The sequence below is a fragment of the Uliginosibacterium paludis genome (assembly GCF_039631355.1).
GTDB classification, from domain to species: Bacteria; Pseudomonadota; Gammaproteobacteria; order Burkholderiales; family Rhodocyclaceae; genus Uliginosibacterium; species Uliginosibacterium paludis.
Genome location: NZ_JBDIVF010000002.1, coordinates 719,988 through 746,059, shown reverse-complemented (window position 1 = coordinate 746,059; position 26,072 = coordinate 719,988). Strand labels below are relative to the sequence as shown.

Below are 26,072 nucleotides of genomic sequence, written 5' to 3'. Positions count from 1 at the left end.
GGGTTTTCATTTCCGGGGCGGCACGGGCTCTGATGGCTGGTCCGCCGCGGCTTTCAGATGCTGCAGGAAGACGCTGGCGATCGGCGACAGACGCTTGCCACGCGGATAGACGATGTACCAATGCGCCGGCAGGGGAAAGCCGGCCACATCCAGCTCGGCAAGCAGGCTCTCATCGGCCTGTCCGAGCGCATGCCGCGACAGCAGCGACAGCCCCATGCCGCCCGCCACCGCCTGCTTGATGGCCTCGTTGCTGCCAAGCTCGAGCCTCACACGGGGCTGGAATCCGCAGGCCCGGAAGTGTGCGTCCCCGGCTTGCCGCGTGCCCGACCCGGCTTCGCGCAGGATGAAGCGCTCACTGGCCAGATCGCCCAGCTGAAGCCCCTTTTCCGACACCAGCGGATGCCGCGCGGGAGCGACCAGAACCAGTGGATTGTCGAGAAACTCATGGCATTCGATATCCAGGTCCCCGGGCGGAATCGACATGATGCTCAAGTCATCAAGATTCTCGCGCAGGCGCGCCAGCACACCATCGCGGTTGAGAACCTCCAGCGAAATATCGATTTCGGGATGACTTGCGCAGAATCCGCCCAGCAGGCGCGGCACGAAGTACTTCGCCGTGCTCACCACCGCCACCCGGAGCCGGCCGCGGGTCAGCCCTTTCATCGCGGCCATGCGCTGTTCGAAAGCCTCCCACTCATCGGCCATGGCGCGCGCCGTGCGGGCCAGCTCCTCGCCCGCCGGTGTCAGGAAAACCTTGCGGCCGATGACTTCATGCAAGGGCAGCCCGACCGCATCGGCCAGCTCGCGCAGCTGCATCGACGCCGTCGGTTGGGTGACATGGCAGGCCTGGGCCGCAGCGCTGACGCTGCCTTTCTCGGCCAGGGCAAGAAAGAGGCGAAGCTGGCGAAAACTGGTATTCATAGATTTTTATCTATGTGATATCGACTGAATATCTATTTTACCTGATAGCAGGACATCCCTAAGCTTGGCGCAAACCAAGGAGTCCCCATGTCCGTCCTGCTCGATCCCAGCATCCTGTTTTTCCTCTTCGGCGTGATCGCCGGCCTGCTCCGTTCCAATCTGGAGATCCCGCCCGCGATCTCGCGCTTCCTGTCGCTCTATCTTCTGATGTCCCTCGGGCTGAAAGGCGGCTTCGCGCTGGCCCATTCCGGCTTCAGCGCCTCGGTGTCCGCCAGTCTGGCGGCCGCGCTGCTGCTGGCCGTCGGCGTGCCCTTGCTGGGGCTGCCGCTGCTGCGCCGGCTCTGCGGCCCCTTCGATGCGGCAGCACTCGCGGCAACCTACGGCTCGGTCAGCGCCGTGACATTCATTACCGCGACCCAGTACCTCGAAACACGCGGTCTGGCCTTCGGCGGCCACATGGCGGCGGCCATGGCGATGATGGAATCCCCGGCGATCCTGCTCGCCGTGCTGATGGCCAACCGCCTGCGGCGTTCCGCAGCCGGCCTCCAGGCCAACGGCAGCCTGACGCTGGCCACACCCCCGGGCGGCGGGCTCGGCAAGCTGCTGCATGAATCCTTCACCGATGGTGCGCAGTTGCTGCTGCTCGGCGCAATGCTGATCGGCCTGCTGACCGGCGAAGCCGGCAAGGCCGCCATGCAGCCTTTTTCAGCCGATCTCTTCAAGGGCATGCTGGCCTTTTTCCTGCTGGACATGGGCCTGATGACCGCCCGCAAGCTGCCTGCCCTGCGCGGCCAGCCGCCGGCGCTGATCCTGTATGCACTGCTGGCCCCGCTGGTCCATGCCGCGCTGGCTTTCGGGCTTGCCCGGCTGCTGGGCCTGCCGGCTGGCGACACCAGCCTGCTGATGGTGCTGGCGGCCAGCGCCTCCTACATCGCGGTGCCCGCGGTGCTGCGCGAGGCGGTACCGGAAGCCAGCCCCTCGCTGTATCTGGGCATGTCACTGGGCCTGACGCTGCCGCTGAATCTCTTCGTCGGCATCCCGCTTTACGTGAGCGTGGCCCATCGCTTTGCCAGCTGATCAGACCTCGCCGATCGCTTCCAGCTCGGTCTGGATCTCCAGCCAGCGCTCCTCGGCCGCTTCGATGCTCGCGGCCAGCTCGCCCTGGCGTTTGAGCAGACTCTGCACCAGCGCGCCGTCGCCACTCGCGTAGAGCGCCGGGTCGGACACGCGCTCGTCTAGCAGCTTCTTCTCGCCCTGCCAGCCGGAGAGCTTGCGTTCGAGTTGCTCCAGCTCCTTGAGCAAGGGGCGGCGGCGCGTGATGCGCGCCTGGCGATCGGCCTTCTCGGCCTCACGGCTGGCAATGCGCGCTGCCTTGTCGTCAGCGGCCTGCACGTCGACACGAGCCGCCGCCTCGCGCGAACGACGCGCTTCGAGCCAGACGAGATAGTCATCGACATCGCCGTCGAAGGGCTTCGCAGCACCGTCGGCGACCAGCAGGAAATCATCGCAGACGGTCCGCAGCAAGGCGCGATCGTGGCTGACCAGCACCATGCTGCCTTCATATTCGGACAGCGCCAGGGTGAGTGCGTGGCGCATCTCGAGATCGAGGTGGTTGGTCGGCTCATCAAGCAGCAGCAGATTCGGCTTGTGCCGGATCAGCAGCGCCAGTGCGAGTCGGGATTTCTCGCCGCCGGAGAAGGGGCCGACCTTCGCGTCCGCCATCGGGCCGCGGAAATCGAAGCCGCCAAGGTAGTCGCGCAGATCCTGCTCGCGCGTCATCGGCTCCTGCCGGACAAGATGCTGCAGGGGAGATTCGTCCGGCCGGAGCTGTTCGAGCTGGTGCTGGGCGAAGTAGCCGAGCACCACGCCCTTGCCCAGCAGCGCCGTGCCGCTCTGTGCGTCAAGCTCGCCCGAGAGCAGCTTGATCAGCGTGGACTTGCCCGCGCCGTTGGGGCCCAGCAGGCCCAGACGGGCGCCGGGTCGCAGCTCCAGCTTCACGCCGTCGAGAATGGTTTTCTCGCCATAGCCGAGCTTCACGTCGCGCAGGGTCACCATCGGGTCCGGCGCGCGGTCCGGCACCGGAAAGGAAAAATCGAAGGGGGTGTCGACGTGCGCCGCGGTAATCCGCTCCATGCGCGCGAGCGCCTTGATCCGGCTCTGCGCCTGACGCGCCTTGGTGGCCTGGGCGCGGAAACGGTCGATGTATTTCTGCAGATGCGCTACTTCACGCTGCTGCTTCTCAAACAGCGCCTGCTGCTGCGCGAGTTGCGCGGCATGCTGATCCTCGAAGGCGTCGTAGTCCCCGGTGTAGAGAGTCAGCCGCTGCTGATCGAGATAGGCAATGTGGGTCACGCAGGCGTCAAGGAAATCGCGGTCGTGCGAAATCAGCAGCAGCGTGCCGCGGTAGGCCGCGAGCCATTTTTCGAGCCACACCACCGCGTCGAGATCCAGGTGGTTGGTCGGCTCGTCGAGCAGCAGCAGGTCGGATCGGCACATCAGCGCCTGCGCCAGATTGAGGCGCATCCGCCAGCCGCCGGAGAAATCGGACACCGGCCGGGCGAAGTCGGCATCCGCGAACCCCAGCCCATGCAGCAGCGTGCTGGCGCGGGCATTGGCGGAATAGCCGTCGATTTCCTGCAGACGGGTGTGGAGTTCGCCGATGCGATGGCCGTCCTGCGCGGCCTCGGCCGCTTCCAGCTCGCGCTGCACGCGGCGCAGCTCGGCATCCCCTTCAAGGATGTAATCGAGCGCACTCATGGCCAGTGCCGGCGTTTCCTGCGCCACATGCGCAATCGTCCAGACGGCGGGGATTTCCAGCTCGCCCTGGTCCTGATGAAGCTCGCCGCGCAGCAAGGCAAACAGGCTGGACTTGCCGGTGCCATTGGCGCCGACCACGCCAATACGCCAGCCCGGATGGATCTGGAGGGAAAGATCGTCGATCAGGCGACGCGCACCCCGTGCGAGTGCAAGCTTGCGGAACTGGATCAAGGCGGAAGGGTCTGGGACAATGGGATCGAACCGCATTCTACAGGCCACCGTGGCCCTGCTCCTCCATGCCGATCAAGAAGCCTGCACTGCTGCTCCTGCTGCTCACAGCGTTCCGCGCCTTTGCCGAAGGCCCGACACCTTCGCCCGGCCTGCCGCCGGAGCCCGCCACCTTCGCCGAAGCCGAAGCCAGCGAACACCGGGCGGCCGACATGCGTCGCGAGGCGGACCGGCTCCGTGCCGAGGCGGAAGCCATCCGCAAGCGCGACGACGCCGCCTGCTACGCGAAGATTCTGGTGAATGCGTGTCGTGACCGGGTCCGCAAGGAAAACATCGATCGCATGAAGGTCGTGCGCCAGCTCGATATCGACGCGAACCAGATCGATCGCGTGGCGAAAGCACGCAAGGTGGAGCTGGACATGATGGAAAAGGCCGAGCCCAAGCCCACCGCCCGGCCGCTGCCGGCCGAAGCCGAGCCCGACCGGAAACCGGCGGCCCCGACGGCGGACTCGGTGCCCCCCGTTCCGGCGCGACCGAAGAGCGCCCCGCCGGCCAGGGTTGATCCTGGCAACCAGGCCAAGGCGGATGCCGAACGCGCCGAACGCGTGCGCAAGGCCGAAGCGGACCGCAAGGCACGCAACGACGCCGCGGCGGCACGCGCTGCCCAGGCCCGTCAGGATGCGGAGCGCTATGCCCGGCACGAGCAGGAATACCTGGAAAAGAAAAAGAAGAAGGCGGCCGAAGCGGCATCCAGCGCGCCACGCTGAGCGACGCGCCTTCCCGCACTGGCAATGACAGTCCGGACGCACGGCGGAAAGCGCCGGCGCCCCGCTGCGTCTCAGACCGCTTCGCCGGCGACCAGGAGCAGATTCGGCGCGCCGCGGGCGAAACCTTCCTCGCCAACCAGCACATCGAGCACCAGCGTCGCGAGATCATCGGCGACCGGGTCGATGCCGGGGGCGCGGGCTTCGAAGAAGAGCTTGATGTAGCCGGTGCAGGCCGCACAGGTTTCAGCCTGCACTTCTCCGGCAGTGCCTTCCAGCCCGAGGTAGGCCACCTCGCCGGTGCTGTCGCACAGGCTGCAGTGGGCCCGCACCACATGCCAGCGGGTGGCGCAGAGCGCGCATTCCAGATAGCGCAAACCGCCCCGGCCATCCCCAGCCATGACCACGCCTCCGATCGCCGCGCTGCCACAGCAGGGGCACTGCTCGCGGTGCGTGATCGCCGGCAGTGCCTGCGCGCAACGCTGGCGCGAGGCCCGGGCCCAGGCCACCTGCAGCGCGGCGGCCACCATGACATCCGTCTGGTCACGACCTTCACCCGCCTCCCGCCCTGCGGCGAAGGCGAGGCAGTGGTCGACGCGGGCCTGCAGCGCTGCATCCTCGTTGCCGGCCGGCCGATCCAGCGCGGCGCAAAGTTCGTCATACATCGCTCGCCAGGCCGTCAGGGGCTCGGCCTGCACTTCCGGGGCGCGCTCAAACATCTTCTGTTGGCAGTCGGACACGCTGGCCAGCCACTCCATCCAGCGGGCCATCGGATGCCCTGCACTCAGCTTGCGCAGGCGTTCCGCACGGCGTGCAAACAGCCGGTCGGCCGGCGGCAGGACCCGTGGCGGCGCAATCGAGGAAGGCAGGGTCTGGGGCAGATTCATCGGATCTCTCTCCGTACGCGGTACAAGCCCGCGTTACATGAAGGTACGGGACGCGTCGGCGGACGGCAGCTCGCCGCTCAGGCGTTCCGCATCGGTATAGGCAACAAGCTGGCCGGGCCGGGCAAAGCCGGCCAGCAGGATTCCGGCGGCCGCGGCGGTGCGGATGGCCAGCGCGGTCGGTGCAGAGACCGCGATCAACGCGGTGGCGCCGATGCTGGCCGCCTTGTGCACCATTTCGTAGGAGGCGCGGCTGCTGGTCAGCACGAAGCCCTCGGCGACCGGCAGGCCACTGCGCAGCAGGGCGCCGCCGAGCTTGTCGAGCGCGTTGTGACGACCGGCATCTTCGCGCACCAGACGGATCTGCCCGCCCGCATCGACCCAGGCCGCCGCATGCGACGCGCCGGTCAGCTCGCGCAGAGGCTGCCAGTGCGGCAGCTGGCGCAGGGCTTCATCAATCGCCGCAAGCGCGATCGGTGCGCCGGCCTTCGGCCGCTCCGGCACGGGCCGGATGGCCTGGGCCAGGCGCTCGACGCCACAGAGGCCGCAGCCGGTGCGCCCGGCCAGGGTGCGCCGGGCGTCCTTGAGCGCAAGAAAGCGCGGGGTGGCGATCCGCATCTCGATCACGATGCCGTCCGGCCCCGGCAGGATCTCCATGTCATGGATTTCCTGCGGCGCCGACACGATGCCTTCACTGATGCTGAAGCCCAGCGCGAAGTCTTCGAGATCGGACGGCGTAGCCAGCATCACGGCATGCGAGACGCCGTTGTAGCTCAGCGCCACCGGCACTTCTTCCAGGACTTCGTCTTCCACCGCCGTGCGCCCGGCCGCACGCATCCGCACGACCTGCAGCACGGCACTGGGCGCGGGCGGCCGAAGCTCTCCGTCCGCCCCGGCATCGCAGGGCGGAAGCCGGCAGGAATCGCTCATCCGGATTATTTCCCCGTCATCTGGCGATACCAGCCACGATGGTGCTGACGCGCCCAGGCCCGGGTGACCGTGCCGTACCACATCGCACGGATCGTGCCCTTCACCCAGATCGCGGCATACACATGCACGAAGATCAGGCCGATCATCACCGAAGCGGTCGCGGCATGCACCACGACCGCCACGCGGACCAGCTCGGTCGGCACATGGATCATGCTGCGCCACATCAGCAGGCCGGATACCGTCATCAGCAGCATGCACACGCCCAGCGTCCAGAACAGCATCTTCTGGCCGCCGTTGTACTTGCCCTGCTCCGGCATGTCATGGTCATTGCCGTCGACCATGTTCTTCGCTTTCTTGAGCCACTCGATGTCCGCCGGCGTCACGAGGTTGAGGCGGAAGAAGCGCACGAAGATGATGAGGAAGGCCAGCGCCATGATCACGCCCACCCAGGGATGCAGGATGCGCGTCCACACCGGCCCGCCGAACAGCTGGGTGAGCGGGAAGAAGGCCGGATGGAAGAAGGCCAGGCCGGAGAGCGCGAGCAGGATGAAGCTGATGCCCACGATCCAGTGATTGGCCCGCTCGGAGGCGTTGTAACGCTTGAGGTCTTTCGGATCGCGGATCATTTTGCACCTTCCTTCCGTTCACGTTCGAGGCGGTCTTCTTCCTCGATCTCGTCTTCCGTCTGCTTCGAGACTTCGTTCGGGCCCTTCATGACATAGTGGAACAGGCTGCCCAGCGCCACCCCGGCCAGTGCCAGCGTCGCCAGCGGCTTGGCCACGCCCTTCCACAGCGACACCATCGGGCTGATCGAGGGATTGGCGGGCAGACCGCTGTAGAGATCGGGCTTGTCGGCATGATGCAGCACATACATCACATGCGTGCCGCCGACGCCTTGCGGATCGTAGAGCCCCGCCTTGTCATAGCCGCGGGACTTCAGATCGGCGATCCGGGTCTCGGCGTAGTCCTTCATGTCTTCCTTGCTGCCGAACTGGATCGCACCGGTCGGACAGGTCTTCACGCAGGCCGGTTCCTGCCCCACCGCCACGCGGTCGGAGCAGAGCGAACACTTGTAGGCCTTGCCGTCCTCCTTCGAGATGCGCGGCACGTTGAAGGGGCAGCCGGTCACGCAGTAACCGCAGCCAATGCAGTTTTCCTCGTGGAAATCGACGATGCCGTTCTTGTACTGGATGATCGCGCCCGGCGACGGACAGGCCTTCATGCAGCCGGGGTCGGCGCAGTGCATGCAGCCGTCCTTGCGGATCAGCCATTCGAGGCGGCCGTTCTCCTCCACCTCGTTGAAGCGCATCACCGTCCAGGCCTTGGCCGAGAGGTCGGTGGGGTTGTCATAGACGCCGATGTTGTGACCGACTTCCTCGCGGATCTCGTTCCATTCGGAACAGGCCACCTGACAGGCCTTGCAGCCGATGCAGGCGCTCACGTCGATCAGCTTGGCCACCTCGGTGGTGTTGCGGACCTGCGTGGAGGGCGTGGTGGTCGCCGAGCGACGCAGGATGTCCAGGGATTGCAGTGCCATCGTCAGCTCCTCACGCCTTTTCCAGATTCACCAGGAATGCCTTGTACTCGGGGGTCTGCGTGTTGCAGTCCCCCACCGCCGGCGACAGGATGTTGGTCAGGTAGCCCTTCTGCGCCACCGTCTCCCAGCCCCAGTGCAGCGGAATGCCGATCTGGTGCACCGTCTGCTTGTTCACGGTGAGCGGTTTCATGCGCTTGGTCACCACCGCCTTGGCCTTGATGAAGCCCCGCTTGGAGCTGATCTTGACCCAGTCACCGGCCACGATGCCTTTCTCCTTCGCCAGCACCTCGCTGATCTCGACGAACTGCTCGGGCTGGGCAATCGCGTTGAGCCGCACCGACTTGGTCCAGAACTGGAAGTGCTCGGTCAGGCGATAGGTCGTGCCGACATAGGGGAACTCGGTGTGCTTGCCCAGACGCTCGCGGTCGCTCTTGAAGATGCGCACCGCCGGGCTGTTGACCACTTTCGGATGCAGCGGGTTGGTGCCCAGCGGCGTTTCCATCGGTTCGTAGTGCTCCGGGAAAGGCCCGTCGACGAGCTTGTCGGTACAGAACAGGCGGCCGAAACCTTCAGGGTTCATGATGAAGGGGTTCATGCCGGCCTCGGGAGGTGAATCCACCTTGAAGTCGGGCACATCGGCACCGGCCCAGCGCTCGCCGTTCCAGGCGATGAGCTTGCGGGTCGCGTCCCAGGGCTTGCCGGCCGGATCGCAGGACGCACGGTTGTAGAGGATGCGCCGGTTGGCCGGCCAGGACCACGCCCAGCCCGGCGTGTTGCCCAGACCGACGTCGGTGTTGTCGCGCCGTGCCATCTGGTTGCCGGCCTGCGTCCAGCAGCCGGAGAAGATCCAGCAGGCGCACAGCGTGCTGCCGTCGTCCTGCAGCGCCGCGAAGCCGGGCAGCTGCTCGCCCTTCTTCACCAGCACCTTGCTCTTGTCGGCCGGATCGGGAATGTCGGCGAGCGCGCGGCCGTTGAGCTCCTTCGCCAGCTCTTCCGGCGTGGGCGCCTTCGGATTGGCATAGGGCCAGGACACGTTCAGCACCGGCTCCGCGCCCTTGCCGCCTTCCTTGCGGTAGAGATCCCGCAGCGCCACGAAGAGCTCGCCGATGATCTCCTGGTCGCTGTGTGCTTCGCCCGGGGGCTCGGCGCCCTTCCAGTGCCACTGCAGCCAGCGGCCGGAGTTCACGATCGCACCGTCTTCCTCGGCGAAGCAGGTGGAAGGCAGGCGGAAGACTTCGGTCTGGATCTGCGAGGGATCCACATCGTTCGACTCGCCGTGGTTCTGCCAGAAAGTGGAGGTTTCGGTGGCGATCGGGTCGATGATCACCATGTACTTGAGCTTCGAGAAGGCATCCCGCACCTTGTGCGCGTCCGGGAAGGAAGCCAGCGGGTTGAAGCCCTGCACGACGAAGCCATTGATCTTGCCCTGGTACATCAGCTCGGTGATGTGGAGCACGTCGTACATCTTGTCCCACTTCGGCAGCCAGTCGTAGCCCCAGTTGTTCTCCTTCGTGGCCTTGTCGCCCCAGAACCACTTCATCATGCTGATGAAGAACTTCGGCGTGTTGCCCCAGTAATTGAGCTGGCCGTCACGCAGGGTCTTGGGGGTATTGGCGGTCAGATAGGCGTCCAGCGTGGTGTGCTGCTTTTCGTTCGGCAGCGGCAGATAGCCCGGCAGCGAGGTCGACAGCAGGCCCAGATCAGACAGCCCCTGGATGTTGGAGTGGCCGCGCAGGGCATTCACACCGCCACCGGGCATGCCGATGTTGCCCAGCAACAGCTGGATCATCGCCATGGTGCGGATGTTCTGCGCGCCGGTGGTGTGCTGCGTCCAGCCCAGCGCGTAGAGGATGGTGCCGACCTTGTCGGGCGTGCAGGTCTCGCCCAGATGCTTGCAGACCAGCTCGAAACCCTCGATCGGGCTGCCGGTGAGGTCCGCGACCACTTCCGGCGTGTAGCGCGCGTAGTGCTGCCTGAGCAGATTCCAGACGCAGCGCGGATGCTGCAGCGTGGGGTCCACCTTCGCGATGCCCTTGTCATCGAGCTCATAGTTCCAGGTCTTCTTGTCGTAGGCGCCCTTCTCGGCATCGAAACCGGAGAACAGGCCTTCGTCGAAGCCATAGCCTTCCTGGATGATCGCGCTGGCATTGGTGTAGGCCTTGACGTAGTCCCACTGGATCTTGTCGTTCTTGATCAGCCAGTTGATGATGCCGCCAAGGAAGACGATGTCGGAACCGACGCGGATCGGCACATAGTGGTCTGCCACCGCGGCGGTGCGGTTGAAGCGCGGATCGACCACGATCAGGCGGGCGCCGCGCTGCTTCTTCGCCTCGATCGCCCAGCGGAAGCCGACCGGGTGCGCCTCGGCGGCATTGCCGCCCATGACCAGAATGAAGTCGGCATTCTTGATGTCGACCCAGCTGTTGGTCATCGCACCGCGGCCGAAGGTGGAGGCCAGGGCCGACACCGTGGGGCCGTGGCAGACGCGGGCCTGGGCGTCGGTCGCCACGATGCCCAGCGAGCGCATGAACTTCTGCGTCAGGATGCCGGTTTCATTCGACGAAGCCGATGCCGTCAGCATGGCGGTCGAGAGCCAGCGATTGACCGGCACGCCTTCGGCATTCTTCTCGACGAGGTTCGCGTCGCGGTCCGCCTTCATGTGTTTGGCCACGCGGTGGATCGCTTCTTCCCAGGAGATGCGCTTCCATTCCTTGCTGCCGGGCTCGCGCACCTCGGGATACTTCAGGCGGCCAGGCGAATGGATGAAGTCGAGCAGGCCCGCCCCCTTGGGGCACAGCGCGCCGCGGCTGACCGGATGATCCGGATCGCCCTCGATGTGGATGATTTCGGCTTTCGCGTTCTTCGCGCCATCGCCCAGGCTGTACATCAGCACACCGCAGCCGACCGAGCAGTAGGTGCAGGTGTTGCGCGTTTCGCGCGCTCGCGAGAGCCGGTAGGCGCGCACTTCGGCATGCGCCTCGCCGGAATAGGCCCCCATCATCACCAGGCCCGAGGTGCCGAGACCGGCCGCCGATATCTTGAAGAACTGGCGCCGGCTCATCTGCATGCCACCTGCCGCCGGACGATTCGCTGTGTCCATGAAAACCTCCAGGTTGGGGCCAGTTCCGGATCTGCCCGACTCCACCGTGCGGCGCAGCGCGGTGCAAGCGGAGAGAGGTCTGCTTGCAGCTGTCATTCGTCTGCAAGCGAAACGCTTCGGCTAGCACGCGCCCGGGTAATCCATCTGACCAGGGTCAAACAGTATGTCACGAAGGTGAACTTAAACCCACAACGCGCGGCTGGCTATTCGTAGTCGCCCCAGCCTCCCGGACGTCGGCAGGCCCCGTCTTCACGGGGTGCTGGCATGCACGGTTCCGACTTCAAGGCAGCCGGTCACGCGCGGCTCGATGCAGGCGGGAAGGTGCGGCCCCTGCCCGGCGCCTTGCGGATCACGCCTGCCTGAGCGCGCCGCAGCGCAGCAATCAAGGCGCCAGACTGCGCTCGAGCCAGGGCTTCAGGAACTGCTGCAGGCGCGGTGTGCGGCTGTGGCCGAAGAGCTCGCCCGGCGGGCCGCTTTCGACGACCAGACCGCCTTCCATGAACACGACCCGGTTCGAGATCTTCGCGGCGAAGCCCATCTCGTGGGTCACCATCACCATGGTCATGCCGTCCTGCGCGAGCGAGCGGATCACGCCCTGCACTTCCTCGACCAATTCCGGATCCAGCGCCGAGGTCGGCTCGTCGAGCAGCATCAGTTCCGGCTCCACTGCGAGTGCGCGGGCAATGCCCACCCGCTGCTGCTGGCCGCCGCTCAGGCGCGCCGGATAGGCTTCCGCCTTGTGCGCCATGCCGACCCGCTCCAGGGCAGCGAGCGCCTTGCGCCGTGCTTCGTCCTTCGCCATGCGGCGGGCCAGGATCAGCGGCGCGGCCACATTGGCCAGCACACTCATGTGCGGCCACAGGTTGAACTGCTGGAACACCATCGCCACCGGGCGCCGCACTTCGGCTATCGCGGCCTCGCTGTCGCGCGTGCGGCGGCCCTGCTCGCCGGTGCTGTAACCCAGCAGCTGGCCCTTGATCCAGATCTCGCCCTCGTCATAGGCCTCGAGAAAATTCATGCAGCGTAGCGCGGTGGTCTTGCCCGAGCCGGAGGGGCCGATCAGGGTCACGATTTCGCCGCGCATCACATCCAGATCGATGCCCTTGAGCACGCGGTTCTCACCGTAGGATTTGCCGACCGCGCGCAGCTTGAGGATGGGCAGGGTACTCATGAGGGCGTCCTCAGGAAGGGAATGCGCCGGGCCGCCTGCTGCGCAAGCCAGGCGACCGACTGGGTCAGCAGCCAGTAGCCGGCGATCAGCAGTGCATAAGGCATGACATAGGAATAGGTTGAGGCAATGATGTTGCTGGTCGTCATCGTCAGCTCAGGCACGGTGATGATCGACGCCACCGCGCTCTCCTTGATTACCAGGATCAGCTGGTTCGCGAGCAGCGGCAGGGCGAAGGCGAGCGCCTGCGGCAGCTCGATGTGGCAGAAGCGCGCGCGGGAAGTCATGCCGAAGGCATGCGCCGCCTCGATCTGCCCGCGCGGAATCGCGGCCCAGCCAGCGCGGAAGATCTCGCTGAAATAGGCGGCCGAATAGAAGGCCAGCGACACCACGGTCGCTTCCGGCGCGGAGAGCCTCAGGCCCAGCACCGGCAGACCGAAATAGACGATGAAGAGCTGGGAGAGGAAGGGCGTGCCGCGCAGCAGCCACACATAGACTCCGCAACCCAGCGCAAAGACCCGCCCGCCGCCCAGCCGAAAGAGATGCAGCAGGAAGCCGCCGGCAAGCCCCAGCGCGGCACCTGCGAGACTCAGTTCGAGCGTGAGCAGCGCTGCAACGGCAAAGCGGGGCAGGAGTTCGAGGAATTCTTGCATGCCGGCGCCCCCTATCGCCTCGCCAGCCGACGCTGGCAGACCCAGGCCGCCAGGCTCAGCAGGGAGGTGAGGGCCAGATAGCACAGCGCCGCCATCGAATAGACCTCCAGCGGCCGGTAGGTGGACGACGACAGCTGCTGGCCGACCCGCATCAAGTCGGTAACCGAGATCACCGAGACCACCGCGGAGGCCTTCACCACATCGATCATTTCCGACACCAGTGCCGGCAGCGTGAGGGCAAGCACCTGCGGCACCTCGACATGCCACAGCGTCTGGCTGCGGCTGAGGTTGAAGGTGCGCGCGGCCTCGATCTGGCCACGCGGGATGGCCGCGAAACCGGCCCCGAGAATCTGCGACTGGTAGGCCGCGGAGTTGAGCGAGAGCCCGATCGTGGCGGCCAGCAGGCCGGGCACCTCCACTCCGAGTGCGGAAGGCAGATAGAAACAGACCAGCAACTGCACCAGCACCGGCGTGCCGCGAATGATGCTGACATACACCCGGGCCGGCCGCGAGAACCAGGGATTCGTGCTCGACAGCAGCCGGTGCAGCAGGATGCCGGCGAGAAATCCGCAGCCCACGCCCACGCCCGCCACCCACAGGGTGTTGAGCGCGCCGTCCAGCAGCGCGGGCAGATAGCCGAGGCAGCGGGTGAAGAGATCGGGCGTATCCATGGAGGCGGTTCAGCGTGAGGCCGGTAGCGGATTCGGGTGCGGCAGGGCAGGGATTCCGGCCGGGTCCGTCGCCACCGTCAGCGCAGCAACGGCAGCAGGGCGATGGTGCGAGGCCGGAATCATCCTGCAGCGCCTTACATCGAAGGTTCAGGCAGCGCGTCGACCGGCAGGTCCATCGACATGCCGAACCACTTCATCTGCAGCTTCTTCATCGTGCCGTCCTTGTTGGCGCGCGCGATGCCTTCGTTCATGGCCTTCACCAGTGCGGCGCTGTCGGCGTCCTTGCGCGCCACCCAGGCGAAGTAGCTCTTCGGGCCGATGGTCTGCGGCAACACCGCGAACACGCCAGGGCGCGACTTCATCAGCGGGCCGAGGTTGGAGAGCGACTGCGCCACCGCGTCGAGCCGGCCGGTCGCGAGATCGGCATAGGCTTCGTCATAGGCCACGTATTCCTTGATTTCCTTCAGGCCGGCGCCGCCCGCTTCCTTGAGCTTCTTGTCCAGTGCCTTGAGCGCATCGGTCTGCACCGAGCCGATCTGCGCGCCGGCCACCTTGCCGTTGAGATCGGCCGGGGCCTTGATGCTGCCGGCCGAGTCGGCACGCGTCAGCACGCCGATGGTGGCTTCGGCAATCGGCAGCGTGAAGGCGAACTTGCTCACACGCTCCCTGTTGGCCGTGACCGCGGCGATGATCATGTCGAAGCGTTTGGCATCCAGGCCAGGCAGCAGGCCCTGGAAGGGCAGATCCAGGGTCTTGTTCTTCACGCCGGGCAGCGCGCCGGCCATCACGTACTGGAGCAGGTCAACGTCATAACCGACGATCTTGCCGCCCTCCACATATTCGAAGGGCGCATAGCGCGCTTCGGTGGCCACGGTGATCTGTTTGCCCGCCTTGACCTTCGCCAGCAGGTCTTCGGCCAGACAGGCCTGTGAGACGACAAGCCCGGCAACGGATGCAAGCAGCGTACGGAGAAGCATGTTCATTTGAGTACCTCGACGGGAAGAAGGATACAGGGGAAGGAAGCCGGTCGTTGCAGGGAGGGCTCGAACCGGCCGGGCGGGAAACACATTCATCCGGCATCAGCCCCGGCGCGAGCGGAGGCTGTCGGCGATCACGCAGAGCAGCTCATAGAGCAGCGTGGCGCCGACGAAGGCGGTGTTGCCGCTCGGATCGAAGGGCGGCGACACCTCGACCAGATCGCCACCGATCAGGTTCAGGCCGCGCAGGCCGCGGATCAGGTTCTGCGCCTCCCAGGTGGTGAGGCCGCCGATCTCCGGCGTGCCGGTGCCGGGGGCGTAGACCGGGTCGAGCGCGTCCACGTCAAAGGTGACATAGGCCGGCGCATCGCCCACCACGCGGTGGATCTCGCTGATCACCGCCGGTACGCCCAGCGCATGGAATTCGTCGATGTCGATCACGCGGATGCCCTGGCGCTCGCCCCAGTCATTCTCGGCATCGTTGTACTGCGCACCGCGGATGCCGATCTGCACCACCCGCTTCGGGTCCAGCAGGCCCTCCTCGATGGCACGGCGGAAAGGCGTGCCGTGGGTGTAGAGGCTGTCGCCGAAGTAGCGGTCCCAGGTGTCGGTGTGGGCGTCGAAATGCACCATGCCGACCGGGCCATCCTTCGCAATCGCACGCAGCACCGGCAGCGAGACGAGGTGGTCGCCCCCCACCGACAGCGGCACGATGCCGTGCTGGTGGATCGCTTCATACATCGCGGTCACCCGCGCCAGGGTGTCCAGCAGATCCACCGGATTCACCGGCGTATCGCCGAGGTCGGCGCAGTTGCAGCAGGCGAAGGGATTGATGCCGCTGGCGCGGTTGATGTTGCGCGTCATCGTGGAGGCATCACGCACCTGGCGCGGGCCATGCCGCGCGCCGGGCCGGTTGGTGGTGCCGCCATCCCAGGGAATGCCGACAAGGCCGATGTCCACCGCCTCGATGTCGGCGTCGTTCAGCGCGACGTAGGGCAGGCGCATGAAGGTGGCGATGCCGGCGTAACGGGGCAGGACGGTGCCGGTGACGGGGCTGAAGCGGGAGTCGGTCATGAAGCGTTCCTTCGCATCGCCGCGCGGCGGAATCACCGGCGGCTCAGGTGGATCGTTTCATGCTTGCACCGGAGGATGAATAGCGAAGTTCGCAAGCTTACTTCCGGAAATGCATAACTACCGCCCGCCCTCCCCCTGCCCGGCCCTCACCCGGTCTGCCACGCGCCGAGGCCTGCCATGCTGAGGATCTCGGATTTCGATTTCCGCCAACTGCGGGTCTTCAAGGCGGTGGTCGACTGCGGCGGTTTTTCGGCGGCCGAATCGGCGCTGAACATGAACCTGCCGGCGATCAGCAGTCATATGTCGGACCTCGAAGCGCGGGTCGGCATGCGCCTGTGCGAGCGCGGCCGCAGCGGCTTCCGGCTCACCGAGGCAGGGCGCCAGTTCTATGCCTCGGCCGAACGCCTGATCGCCTCGGTAGAAGTGTTTCGCGAAGACATCGGCCTGATCCAGGGCCAGCTGCGCGGCCGGCTCGCCATCGGCACGGTCGACAACACGGTGAGCCATCCGGCCTCACGCATCGCCAGCGCCATCCAGGCGGTGAAGCGGCGCAATGGCGACATCAGCCTCACCCTGGAAATCCTGCCTGCCAGCCAGATCGAAGAAGCCGTGCAGGAAGGCCGGCTCGATGTGGGCATCGGCCCCTTCCGCAACACCTCGGCCAACCTCGCCTGTGCGCCGCTGCACAGCGAGACCCTGCTGCTCTACTGTGGCCGCGGCCATCCGCTGTTCGAGCCGGCACGCTGCGGCATCGAGGTGAGCCAGATCGGCTCGCTGGACTATGTGGTGCGCGGCTATCTGCGCGAATCGAAGGAGATTCCGGACGTGGAGAATTTCCGCCCGGCCGCGGTCGCCTTCAACATGGAAGCGGTCGCGATGCTGGTGCTCTCGGGCCGGCTGGTCGGCTTCCTGCCGGACCACTACGCCGCCCAGTGGGTGGCGCGCGGCGAGCTGCGCGCGCTGCGGCCGGATGTCTTCCGGCATCAGGTGGAATTCAGCTGCATCACCCGGCGCGAGCAGAAAAATTCGCCCGCGCTGGCCTGCTTCCTGCAGGCGCTGCACGAGGGCCAGCCGGCCGCACTCGAGAGCGCCTGAGCGAGGCGCACCGCACTGGTGCGCCCTGCCCCGCGATGCGGCGCTCAGCCCGCGTTGCGTGCCACCGCCGGGCCGGCCGGCCCCTGGCAGGTGGGCATCATCTCGATGGTGTTGATGTTCACATGCGGCGGCAGCTTCAGCAGCCAGGAGATGGTTTCGGCAATGTCGGCCGCGGTGATCGGCTGGGTGCCCTGATACACCGAATCCGCACGTGCCGCGTCGCCATGGAAACGGGTCACCGAGAACTCGGTGCCGCCGCACAGGCCCGGCTCGATGGAGGTGACGCGCACATTCTTGCCCACCAGATCGGCGCGCAGATTCAGGCTGAACTGGTGCACGAAAGCCTTGGTCGCGCCATACACGTTGCCACCGGCATAGGGATAGGTGCCGGCAATCGAGCCGAGGTTGAAGATCCAGCCGTGGTTGCGCTCCACCATGCCCGGCAGCACGGCATGCGTGCAGTAGAGCAGGCCCTTGATGTTGGTGTCGACCATCACTTCCCAGTCTTCCAGCGCCACCTTGTAGGCCGGCTCGATGTTGAGCGCGAGGCCGGCGTTATTCACCAGCACATCGATCGCGCCGTACTCGGCTTCGATGGCCGCGATCGTGGCGCGCACTGCCGCACCGTCGCGCACATCCAGCGCGCGCGCCACCAGATTGCCGCCGCAGCGTGCGGCCAGCGCATCGAGCTTGTCGGCACGGCGCGCGGTGGCGAACACACGATGGCCTTCGCGGCACAGCCGCTCGCTGATGGCTTCGCCGAAGCCGGCACTTGCGCCGGTCACCAGGATGTTCATGGAATGTCCTTTCATTGATGGATGAATGTCGCGCCTCAGACCAGCAGTGCCAGCAAGCCGGAAGCCAGCAGCAAGGCGCAGACGAGACGATCGAATAGCCGTGGCGGCAGACGCGGGCTGAGCCGCTCGCCGGCCCGCACACCGGCCGCAAAGGCGGGCACCAGCAGCGCGCTCAGCACGAGATGCGGCGCCTGCAGCTGATGAGCTGCCGCCAGCAGCATTGTCACACCGCAGAAGAGCAATGCGAAGCAGCCAAGCAGATTGGCGCGCAGCACCGCACCCTGGGCAATGCCGCTGAAATAGCAGACTGCCGCCGGCCCGCCGAGACCGCCGAAAGCCGTCATCGCGCCGCTGGCGAGCCCTGCCAGCACGGTGGAGGACCAGCGCCCGCCATGTTGCCAGCGCCAGCCGGACAGATGCGGCAGCGTGGCGAGCAGCACGCAGGCGCCGATGATCCGGCGCATCCGCGCGGCATCGCTGCCGGCCGCCCAGTGCGTCACCAACTGTGCAGAAAGCAGCGCCAGCAGTACGAAAGGCAACACCCGCGACCAGCGCACCTGCGCATGCCAGCCGCGCACGCCCTGCAGCGACGTGGCGGCATGCACCAGCACGATCAGCAGCGCGGCCTGCTGCGGGGGCACGAAGAAGCTGAACAGCGGCGCCATCACCAGTGCGCCGCCAAAGCCGGTGAGCCCCTTCGCCAGCCCGGCCAGCAGGCTGATCGCGGCCAGCGCGGCGAGCGCTGCCGGACTCGTCCCGCCCATCAGGCGAGCGAGGCGATGGTGCTGCGCAGGATCTCGGTCATGCGCGCGATATGCGCCTCGCTGAAGATGAACTGCGGTGCGAGGATGGCGCAGTCACCGGTGGTCTTGAGGTGCAGGCCGTTGTCATAGAGCTTCTTCTGCAGCAGCTGGCCGCGGCGCCCCGGCTTGCCATCGGACGCGAGGTCGATGCCGGCGATCATGCCGTAGCCGCGGATGTCGGTCACCAGCGGCAGATCGCGCAGCGAGGCCACGGCCTCGAGGAATACCGGCGAGAGCGCACGGGCCCGCGCAAAGAGGCCATCGCGCTCGTAGAGATCCAGCGATGCGAGGGCGGCCGCGCAGGCCACCGGATGCGCCGACCAGGTGTAGCCGTGGAAGAACTCGATCGCGCCTTCCGGCGCCGCTTCCATGACGGTGTCGTGAATGAAGCGCGCCGCCGCCACCGCCGCCATCGGCACCGCGCCGTTGGTGATCGCCTTGGCCATGGTGATGAGGTCCGGCGTCACGCCGAAGCTCTGCGCGGCAAAGGCCTCGCCGGTGCGGCCGAAACCGCAGATCACTTCATCAAAGACCAGCAGGATGCCGTGCGCCGTGCAGATGTCGCGCAGGCGTTCGAGATAGCCCCGGGGCGGCACCAGCACACCGGTGGAGCCCGCGATCGGCTCGACCACGCAGGCGGCGATGTTCTCCGCGCCATGCACGCGGATCGCGGCGATCAAATCGTCGGCGAGTTCGGCGCCCTGATCCGGCTGACCGATCTGGAAGCGGGTCGCCTCCTGCCAGGTCGCCCGCATGTGGCTCACGCCATGCACCGTGCCGCCGAAGGCGCGCCGGTTGTTGACCATGCCGGAGAGCGCCACGCCGCCGAAATTCACGCCGTGATAGGCCCGCTCGCGTGACACGAACACGGTGCGCCCGGCCTCCCCTCGCGCACGATGATAGGCGAGGCACATCTTCATTGCCGTATCCACCGCTTCGGAGCCGGAATTCACGAAGAAGACGCGGTCCAGCCCCTCGGGCAGCAGGCCGGCGATGCGGCGGGCCAGCTCGAAGGATTTCGGATGCGCGCGCAGGAAGCCCGGCGTGAAATCCAGCTCCTGCAGCTGGCGATGCACCGCCTCGGCGATCTCGTCGCGGCAATGCCCGGCCGGCGTGGTGAAAAGGCCGGAGCCGGCATCGAGAACCGGCCGGCCGGCGAGGTCGAAATAGAACTGGTCCTTGGCGCGGGCGAAGAGCTGCGGATCTGCCTTGAACTCGCGATTGGGCGTGAAAGGCAGCCACTGATGCTGCATGTCGGGCAGGGCAAGGACGGGGGATTCAGCGGGCTGGTTCATGAGGGGCTCCATGGGCAGGTGGCCCCATCATTGCAATTTCCGATGGCGCCAGCATACTGCCAGCAGGAAGAATCGATGGTGCCAGAGGAAACCGCCATGTCCGGCGACGCTCAAGAACTGATGTGGCGGCAGCTGCTGCTCCCGCTCGAACGCGGCAGCACGCCGCTGCAGCTCCAGCTGCGCAGCCGGCTGGTCAATGCGATGCTCGACGGCCGCCTCGCGGCCGGCCTGCGCCTGCCCTCGGGCCGCGAGCTCGCCGCCTGGGCCGGCCTCTCGCGCAACACCGTGGTGCTGGTCTATGACCGTCTGGTGGAAGAAGGTCATCTCGAATCCCGCCAGCGCGAGGGCTACTTCGTGCGCGGCAGCTTCGGCAGGGAAGCGCCGCGCGCACTGGCCAGCACGGCGGCCCCCGCCGCGCCGGACTGGTCACGGCATCTGGGCCCCGCCGCCCCCTTCCGCTGGCTGGACCGCCCGGCCGGCTGGCAGACCCTGCCCTATCCCTTCGTGTTCGGCCAGTTCGATGCCAGCCTCTTTCCGCTCGCCGAATGGCGCGAATGCAGCCGCCAGGCGCTGCAGGCGCAGGCGCTGCCGGACTGGGCGCACGACATCCCCGGCAACGACTGCCCGGAGCTCATCGAGCAGCTGATCCACCGCGTGCTGCCCCGGCGCGGCATCGCCGCCACGCCCGGCCAGATCCTGCTCACCCTGGGCACGCAGCACGGGCTCTACCTGCTGGGCGAGCTCTTCGGCCGGCCCGGCTGCCGCCTCGGCGTGGAGAACCCCGGCTACATGGATGTGCGCAACATCTTCGGCCGCTTCGGTGGCGACATCCTGCCCCTGCCGGTGGACTCCGAAGGCCTGCAGATCGGCCCGGCACTGGCCGGCTGCCGCTACCTCTACTGCACGCCCAGCCATCAGTGCCCGACCGGCGTCACGCTCTCCACCGAGCGCCGGCTGGCGCTGCTGGCGCACGCCGCCGAGCACGACCAGATCGTGTTCGAAGACGACTACGACCCCGAAACCCAGTATCAGGGCCAGCCGCTGCCGGCCCTGAAGGCCATCGATCGCGCCGACCGGGTGATCTATCTCGGCAGCTTCTCCAAGCTGCTCTCGCCCGGTCTGCGTCTGGGCTATGTGGTGGCGCCCACCGAAGTCATCGAACGCCTGCGCGTGCTGCGCCGGCTGATGGTGCGCCAGGCGCCGGGCAACAACCCGCTCGCCGCCGCCTTCTTCATCCGCGAGGGGCATTACGATCGCCTGCTGCAGAACACCCGCAACGCGCTGGCCGAACGCGCGGGGCTCCTCGTCGCCGCGCTGCGGCGCCACCTGCCCGAAGCACGCTTCACGCCCCCCCAGGGTGGATCCGGCCTGTGGCTGGCGCTGCCCGGCACGGCAGACCCCGGCGCACTGCGTGAAGCCGCGTTCCGCCGCGGCGTGCTCTACGACCCCGGCGAGCCCTTCTTCCAGCAGCCTGCCGCAAGCACCTGCCTGCGCCTGGGCTTCTCCTCGATCCGCCCGGCCGCCATCGACGCCGGCATCCGCGAACTCGCCGCGGCGCTGGCGTCACTGGGCTGATGGACGGGTGCTGGGTGCTGGGTGCTGGGTGCTGGGTGCTGGGTGCTGGGTGCTGGGTGCTGGGTGCTGGGTGCTGGGTGCTGGGTGCGCAGGATGATGCGCGTTTTCGTAGGGCGCCCTGAGCGCAGCGAAGCGCGCCGAAGAAGCCCGGCCTCGCGCACCGGCTGAGGGACCCGGGCGAATGCGAGTTTGGCGGGAAAGCCGGGCGCTCGGAGGGACGCCCAGGCTTGCCGCGCGTTGCGGCTGCGGCGCGCTTCGCTTTGCTCAGGGCGCCCTGCTTTTTTCCCGGCGCGGCGCGGGTGTTGCGCCGCCCTGGCTCCCAACACCGGGCGGCCAGTCAGCCGCCTTGCTCGGTGCGGACCGCTTGCCCCGTCGCATCCGGCAGACGCCGGAAAACGAGGTCGCCCTCGTCCATCGAGTAGAGCACCGGCAGCGCCTCGCCCTGCACGGAAACGTAACCCGCCTTTCGCAACAGCCCCTGACTGCGAAGGTTGTCAGGATGCACGGTGGCCCAGCAGGCGGGGGTGTCCGGCGCGCACGCCAGTTGGCCATGCAGCCAGTGCAGCGCCTCCAGTGCGTAGCCTTTTCCCCAGAACGCCGGGTTCAGCAGCAGACCGATTTCCGCCAGGCCGTGATGCAGCGTGACTTCGACGCGGCCGATGAGCGCGCCGCTGTCTGCCAGGCGCACGGCGTAATGCCGCCACTGTTCGTCCAGCCCGGGCGGCGGGCCTTCGATGGCGCGTTGCAGGTCGAGCAGAAACGCGTCTTTCGCCGGCAGACCGCCGATGAACTCGAACACCGCCTCCTGATACAGCACCGGCAGCAGCGCCTCGGTGTCCGCCTCGCAAAGCGGAAGAAAAGTCGTGCGGGAAGTCATGCGCGCCAAAACCCTTAAGCCGTCGAGAACACACAGTGTGCCGCAGAGCCTCGCGCCGCGGCCATGACGTTGCTCGCTTCGCTCAATGCTCGCCGGAAGTGCGCCGGAGAAGCCGTTGAAATCATGAAAGCATTTTCATCGGGCGCCCCCGGCGCTGCGAATGACGCCGCGACATCGCTTGGCACGCGGTTTCGCGCGGCCAGCGCATACGGCGCCGGCACCCTCAGGCGCCCGGCTGCCGGGCCAGCCAGGCGGTGAGTTGGCCGAGCTTGCGGGTGAAGTCCTGCGAGACGATGCCCTCGGGGCGCTCGCGCTTCACATAGGGTGCGATCTCCGGCGGGTTGGCAGCGTCATAGGGTGAGGTGTCGTAGATGTCACCGACATTCCGGCTCATGTATTCGCGACCGCCGTGTGCCTTGCGGGGGCCGTCGCCGCGATAGGGGTTGGTCACCGCGGGCAGCGGCGCGAGCCAGTAGTCGCGCGTGCCGAGCGACTTCAGCAGCCCGGCCACGGCCTCATCCGTCAAGGCGGGCAGATCCTCGCGCCCTTCTGCAGCATCCATCAGGCTCTGGCGACCGAAGCCGAAGAAGCGCGGCAGGCGGCCCTTGCCCCGCTGCAGCAGCGGCGAGTTGTCTTTCAGGGCCTGCCGGGCCTCGGGCGCCAGCGCGCGCAAGGCCTGGTATTCGGCTTCCAGCGCATCCAGTTTCAGCATGCGACCGGCCGAATAATGGCTCAGCGTGTCACGGTGGTCATGGTCGCTGTAGTAGGCGCCGTTATGCACATTGGATCCGTAGCGGTGCACATAGCGGGCGCGGTTGCTGCCTTCATCCACGAACGTGGGATGGGTGCGGCCCTTGAGCAGGGGATTCTCCGCGAGGACTTTCTCCGGCAGCGCACAGCGCTTGAGCCAGTCGATGGCTTCCGGAATGCGCGCGAGATAACGCTCGTCTCCGCTCAGGCGGTAGAACTCGCAGAGCTGGCGGATGTTGGTGGCAGTGGTGTGGGTCGCAAAGGCGCGCGGCTCGTAGCTGCGCGCCGCGGCAATGGCGCCTGCAGGGCGACCGCCTGCGGCCTTTGCCAGATGCTGCAGCCCCCAGCCGGCCTGTGGCGCGGGTTGCTGCATGCGTGCCATGCAATCCATGCCGCGCCGGATGGCAGGTGCCAGGCGCGGGTCATCCATCGTCAGGTGGCACAGCAGCAGGAAGCGGATGTTCTCGCCGGCCACGTCGTCATTCCAGGTCACATGGGCGGTGTAGTCGCCATCTTCCATGCCGCCCCGCGCGCCGCGCGGCAGGCCGTAGGGCGGCTTCATCACCGCCGTGCCCGGCACGCGGGGCCAGCGTTGCGGCCAGCCGCCGTCAGCGATGCCGCCGGAATACTGGGCAGCGAGGACAAAATCGATGGCGCGGGCCAGCGGAGCACGGAAGCGCTCGCTGCCCCAGGCCTGATACACGCGCAGCAGCACGCAGGCGGCAGAGGAACTCACCGCGTCGTCAAAGGTGGCATTGCCGTACCAGTGCTGGAATTCTTCCAGCCGCCAGCCGTTGCGGCCGATGGTGTCATACCAGTGGCGCAGCGAATCCTCGCCGGCAAAGTCGTGGATGTAGTTCCAGCCGCCGCAGGGCAGTTGTGCCGCCACCAGCGCATCGGCCGCGCGCTCGGCGGCCACGCGGAAGACCGGGTCGCCCGCGGCCTGCCAGGCATCGATGAAGGCATGCGCTACCGCCGGTGTGCCCGGCGGCTGGATCCAGCACATGCTGCGCTTGGCTTCCATCTCGCCCCAGGAAAGCGAGAGATCCGGCAGCCAGGCCCACACATAGCCGCCGCGGTAAGACACCTGCTCGTCCATGTAGCGCACCGCGCGACGCATCGCGTCGAGCACGCCGGCGCGCTCGCTGCTGCCAGCAGCCTGTGGCGATGATGACGATGGACTGCCGGTATCCGCAGCCGGCGTGGCGCACGCGCCCGCCAGCAGAGGAATCAGGCTGCTGCCCAGAAAGCTTCTGCGATCCATGCGAACTCCCTCCTCTGCCGGCACGCGCCGGGCGCGTCACTCAGCGGTAATACCAGCTCTGCGGCAGGCCACCAGCCGGAGTGGCGTAAGGCCATGCCCATGGCATTTTGTCGTAAACATTCACCAGCCGCTTGCTGACGATGCCTGGCACCTTGAGCGTGGCGACCGTGCCGATCACTTCGAACTCGTCAGCCGCGATCTGCAGGATCTGGCGCAGCAGCGCGTCGGCCTCAGCCTGGTTCTTTGCGACCTTCCACTGCTCATGCAGCTCGAGCCGCTTCTTCATCGAAGCGGAAGGCTCCTCGCCCTGCTTGCCGTCGGTCATCGCCCACTTCGCCCACTGCAGGCTCTGGCGCGATTCGACGCCGGACCAGACAAAGACGCCGGTCTTGTCGAACTGCGGATCCAGCCCGCCACCGACCACGAAGATCGCCATCTCGTAGTCGTTGGTATTGGAGCGGTCGTAGAACAGCGAACGCTCGACGCCCTGGATCACCAGCTCGACGCCCACCTTTGACCACTGCCGGCGCAGCACTTCCATGGTGTCGACATAGTTGCCGCTGGAAATCTGGACCAGCCCGGCAATGCTCACGCGCCCGCCCGAGGGATAGAGCCGGTAGCCGTCGGCATCACGCTTGGTGAGGCCCAGCTTGTCGAGCATCGTGTTGGCGAGTGCCGGGTCGTACTTCAGGTATTGCGTGGCGAGCTGCTCGTTGTAGAAGCGGTTCTGCTTCTTCGGGCCGATCTGCCAGGGCTGGGTCTGGCCGAGATAGACGACTTCGGCGATGTCCTTGCGGTCGGTCGCATGCGAGAGCGCGATGCGGAAATCCTTGTTGCGGATCAGCGCGCGCAGCTTCTCGTTGCGGGTGCTCTGGTTCAGGTAGAGCCCGGCGGCGTTCGAACTGATGTCCTCGAGCTCCAGCACGCGGTAGTTGCCCTTGCTTGCATTTTCCTTGAGCACCGGCAGATTCTGGATCACGCCGATGTGGCGGAACTGGAAGTCGAGCTGGCCATTGATCGCGGCCAGCACCATGGTCTCGATTTCCGAGATCACCGCCAGCCGGAGTTCATCGAGGTAGGGCAATTGCTGGCCCTTGCTGTCGACCTGCCAGAAATACGGATTGCGGCGCAGGGTCACGGCCGAGGAGCCGCCACCGTAGGGATTGACGATGACCCACGGGTCCAGCGTCGGGCGCTCCGGATTGCCCCAGCGCGTCGGAATTTCCAGGTCGCCGCAGCGCACGCGCATCAGGCTGCCCCAGTCCTTCGCGCCGCTGGCCTTCACCAGATCCGCGACCTTCGGGTTGTACTTCGGATGGAACTGCTGGCAGTAGTGCTTGGCATAGAACACTGCCTGCTGGCCGGTGGGATGCGCGAGGTTCTCGATGAAGGACACATAGGGCGCGGCGAAGCGGAACTTCACCGTGTTGTCGTCGATCTTCTCGACGACCACCGGCTTGTCGCCCACGCGATACATCTCGGGCGGCGTGCCAAGGAAACCCTTGTCGCCCATCAGGTCCTGCACGTAAAAGAGAATGTCATCGGCATTAAAGGGAACGCCATCCGACCACTTCGTGCCGGCGCGCAGCTTGAAGGTGTATTCGGTCGAGTTGTCATTCACCGTCCAGCTCTCGGCGAGATTCGGCACCACCTTGTTGAACTCGGTATTCCAGCGCACCAGGCCCTGGTTGCCGACGAGACGCAGGATCGCGTTGCCGTCACCATTGCCGCGCAGCGCGCTGCGCAGCGTGCCGCCGTATTTGCCCACGCTCTGCAGCGGCGTGATGACCTCCGGCTTCGCCGGCAGGCGCTGGTCCACCGGCGGCAGTTTGCCGGCTTTCACCAGCGGATCGAGTACCGGCGCACCGGTGTAGGCCTGGGCCATGGCCGGCAGGATCAGGCCCGCCAGCAGAGCAAGCATGCGCTTGGACATCTTTGTCTCCTTCTTGTTG

22 protein-coding genes are annotated in these 26,072 nt (G+C 66.7%); 4 read left to right on the top strand and 18 right to left on the bottom strand.

Annotated features, from left to right (window positions below; translation table 11 throughout):
- Nucleotides 1–6: 6 nt before the first annotated feature.
- A complete protein-coding gene (locus tag ABDB87_RS08495) occupies nt 7–921 on the bottom strand; it encodes a LysR family transcriptional regulator (protein ID WP_345925929.1) in 915 nt (304 codons plus the stop codon).
- An 87-nt stretch (nt 922–1,008) separates the two neighbouring features.
- Here ABDB87_RS08495 and ABDB87_RS08490 point away from each other — a divergent pair, with 87 nt between their 5' ends.
- Entirely contained in the window at nt 1,009–1,998 is a 990-nt protein-coding gene (locus tag ABDB87_RS08490) for a sodium-dependent bicarbonate transport family permease (protein ID WP_345925928.1), read from the top strand.
- On the opposite strand, the gene ABDB87_RS08485 is transcribed toward ABDB87_RS08490, so the two are convergent.
- Nucleotides 1,999–3,909 (bottom strand): ATP-binding cassette domain-containing protein, encoded by a 1,911-nt coding sequence (locus tag ABDB87_RS08485; RefSeq protein ID WP_345926070.1) that lies wholly within the window; start codon nt 3,907–3,909, stop codon nt 1,999–2,001.
- Between the two features lie 65 nt (nt 3,910–3,974).
- Between ABDB87_RS08485 and ABDB87_RS08480 the strand changes: the two genes are divergently transcribed.
- On the top strand, nt 3,975–4,673 hold the full coding sequence (locus ABDB87_RS08480) for a hypothetical protein (protein ID WP_345925927.1): 699 nt from the start codon (nt 3,975–3,977) through the stop codon (nt 4,671–4,673).
- Between the two features lie 71 nt (nt 4,674–4,744).
- Here ABDB87_RS08480 and ABDB87_RS08475 read toward each other — a convergent pair whose 3' ends face one another.
- From ABDB87_RS08475 to speB, 10 genes are all read right to left on the bottom strand, one after another.
- Nucleotides 4,745–5,557 carry a formate dehydrogenase accessory protein FdhE gene (locus tag ABDB87_RS08475; protein WP_345925925.1) on the bottom strand — a complete coding sequence of 271 codons (813 nt, stop codon included), beginning with the start codon at nt 5,555–5,557 and terminating at the stop codon, nt 4,745–4,747.
- A gap of 33 nt (nt 5,558–5,590) precedes the next feature.
- Nucleotides 5,591–6,484 carry a formate dehydrogenase accessory sulfurtransferase FdhD gene (fdhD, locus tag ABDB87_RS08470; protein ID WP_345925923.1) on the bottom strand — a complete coding sequence of 298 codons (894 nt, stop codon included), beginning with the start codon at nt 6,482–6,484 and terminating at the stop codon, nt 5,591–5,593.
- Nucleotides 6,485–6,489: 5 nt separating this feature from the next.
- The gene (locus ABDB87_RS08465; RefSeq protein ID WP_345925921.1) at nt 6,490–7,110 is read right to left on the bottom strand and encodes a formate dehydrogenase subunit gamma; all 621 of its coding nucleotides are present in this window, start codon (nt 7,108–7,110) and stop codon (nt 6,490–6,492) included.
- Nucleotides 7,107–8,021: a formate dehydrogenase subunit beta gene (fdxH, locus tag ABDB87_RS08460; RefSeq protein WP_345925918.1), complete on the bottom strand. Its 915-nt coding sequence runs from the start codon at nt 8,019–8,021 to the stop codon at nt 7,107–7,109. The genes ABDB87_RS08465 and fdxH overlap by 4 nt, the downstream gene beginning before the upstream one ends.
- Nucleotides 8,022–8,031: 10 nt before the next feature.
- Entirely contained in the window at nt 8,032–11,088 is a 3,057-nt protein-coding gene (fdnG, locus tag ABDB87_RS08455; protein ID WP_345926067.1) for a formate dehydrogenase-N subunit alpha, read from the bottom strand.
- Nucleotides 11,089–11,503: 415 nt separating this feature from the next.
- Complete coding sequence (locus tag ABDB87_RS08450; protein WP_345925916.1) at nt 11,504–12,292, bottom strand: amino acid ABC transporter ATP-binding protein; 789 nt, start codon at nt 12,290–12,292, stop codon at nt 11,504–11,506.
- Nucleotides 12,289–12,942 (bottom strand): amino acid ABC transporter permease, encoded by a 654-nt coding sequence (locus tag ABDB87_RS08445; protein WP_345925914.1) that lies wholly within the window; start codon nt 12,940–12,942, stop codon nt 12,289–12,291. The genes ABDB87_RS08450 and ABDB87_RS08445 overlap by 4 nt, the downstream gene beginning before the upstream one ends.
- 11 nt (nt 12,943–12,953) lie before the next feature.
- On the bottom strand, nt 12,954–13,613 hold the full coding sequence (locus ABDB87_RS08440) for an amino acid ABC transporter permease (protein ID WP_345925913.1): 660 nt from the start codon (nt 13,611–13,613) through the stop codon (nt 12,954–12,956).
- A 134-nt stretch (nt 13,614–13,747) separates the two neighbouring features.
- Nucleotides 13,748–14,596, bottom strand: coding sequence for a transporter substrate-binding domain-containing protein (locus ABDB87_RS08435; RefSeq protein WP_345925911.1), 849 nt, complete (start codon nt 14,594–14,596; stop codon nt 13,748–13,750).
- Nucleotides 14,597–14,692: 96 nt separating this feature from the next.
- Nucleotides 14,693–15,664 carry an agmatinase gene (gene speB, locus ABDB87_RS08430; protein ID WP_345925909.1) on the bottom strand — a complete coding sequence of 324 codons (972 nt, stop codon included), beginning with the start codon at nt 15,662–15,664 and terminating at the stop codon, nt 14,693–14,695.
- Nucleotides 15,665–15,841: 177 nt separating this feature from the next.
- Here speB and ABDB87_RS08425 point away from each other — a divergent pair, with 177 nt between their 5' ends.
- On the top strand, nt 15,842–16,759 hold the full coding sequence (locus ABDB87_RS08425) for a LysR family transcriptional regulator (RefSeq protein ID WP_345925907.1): 918 nt from the start codon (nt 15,842–15,844) through the stop codon (nt 16,757–16,759).
- A 44-nt stretch (nt 16,760–16,803) separates the two neighbouring features.
- Here ABDB87_RS08425 and ABDB87_RS08420 read toward each other — a convergent pair whose 3' ends face one another.
- The 3 genes from ABDB87_RS08420 to aptA are packed head-to-tail and all read right to left on the bottom strand — an operon-like array spanning nt 16,804 to nt 19,654.
- Nucleotides 16,804–17,556 carry an SDR family NAD(P)-dependent oxidoreductase gene (locus ABDB87_RS08420; RefSeq protein ID WP_345925905.1) on the bottom strand — a complete coding sequence of 251 codons (753 nt, stop codon included), beginning with the start codon at nt 17,554–17,556 and terminating at the stop codon, nt 16,804–16,806.
- A 35-nt stretch (nt 17,557–17,591) separates the two neighbouring features.
- Nucleotides 17,592–18,320: a sulfite exporter TauE/SafE family protein gene (locus ABDB87_RS08415; protein ID WP_345925903.1), complete on the bottom strand. Its 729-nt coding sequence runs from the start codon at nt 18,318–18,320 to the stop codon at nt 17,592–17,594.
- Entirely contained in the window at nt 18,320–19,654 is a 1,335-nt protein-coding gene (aptA, locus tag ABDB87_RS08410) for an omega-aminotransferase AptA (protein WP_345925901.1), read from the bottom strand. Before aptA ends, ABDB87_RS08415 begins: the two co-directional genes overlap by 1 nt.
- A 75-nt stretch (nt 19,655–19,729) precedes the next feature.
- On the opposite strand from aptA, the gene pdxR reads away from it, so the two are divergent.
- Nucleotides 19,730–21,229 (top strand): MocR-like pyridoxine biosynthesis transcription factor PdxR, encoded by a 1,500-nt coding sequence (pdxR, locus tag ABDB87_RS08405; protein WP_345925899.1) that lies wholly within the window; start codon nt 19,730–19,732, stop codon nt 21,227–21,229.
- 337 nt (nt 21,230–21,566) lie between these two features.
- Here pdxR and ABDB87_RS08400 read toward each other — a convergent pair whose 3' ends face one another.
- The 3 genes from ABDB87_RS08400 to ABDB87_RS08390 all read right to left on the bottom strand — a co-directional run bounded on the left by ABDB87_RS08400 (nt 21,567) and on the right by ABDB87_RS08390 (nt 26,053).
- Nucleotides 21,567–22,106, bottom strand: coding sequence for a GNAT family N-acetyltransferase (locus ABDB87_RS08400; protein WP_345925897.1), 540 nt, complete (start codon nt 22,104–22,106; stop codon nt 21,567–21,569).
- Between the two features lie 223 nt (nt 22,107–22,329).
- Nucleotides 22,330–24,120 carry a pectate lyase gene (locus ABDB87_RS08395; RefSeq protein WP_345925895.1) on the bottom strand — a complete coding sequence of 597 codons (1,791 nt, stop codon included), beginning with the start codon at nt 24,118–24,120 and terminating at the stop codon, nt 22,330–22,332.
- A gap of 40 nt (nt 24,121–24,160) precedes the next feature.
- Nucleotides 24,161–26,053, bottom strand: coding sequence for an ABC transporter substrate-binding protein (locus ABDB87_RS08390; protein ID WP_345925893.1), 1,893 nt, complete (start codon nt 26,051–26,053; stop codon nt 24,161–24,163).
- Nucleotides 26,054–26,072: the final 19 nt, after the last annotated feature.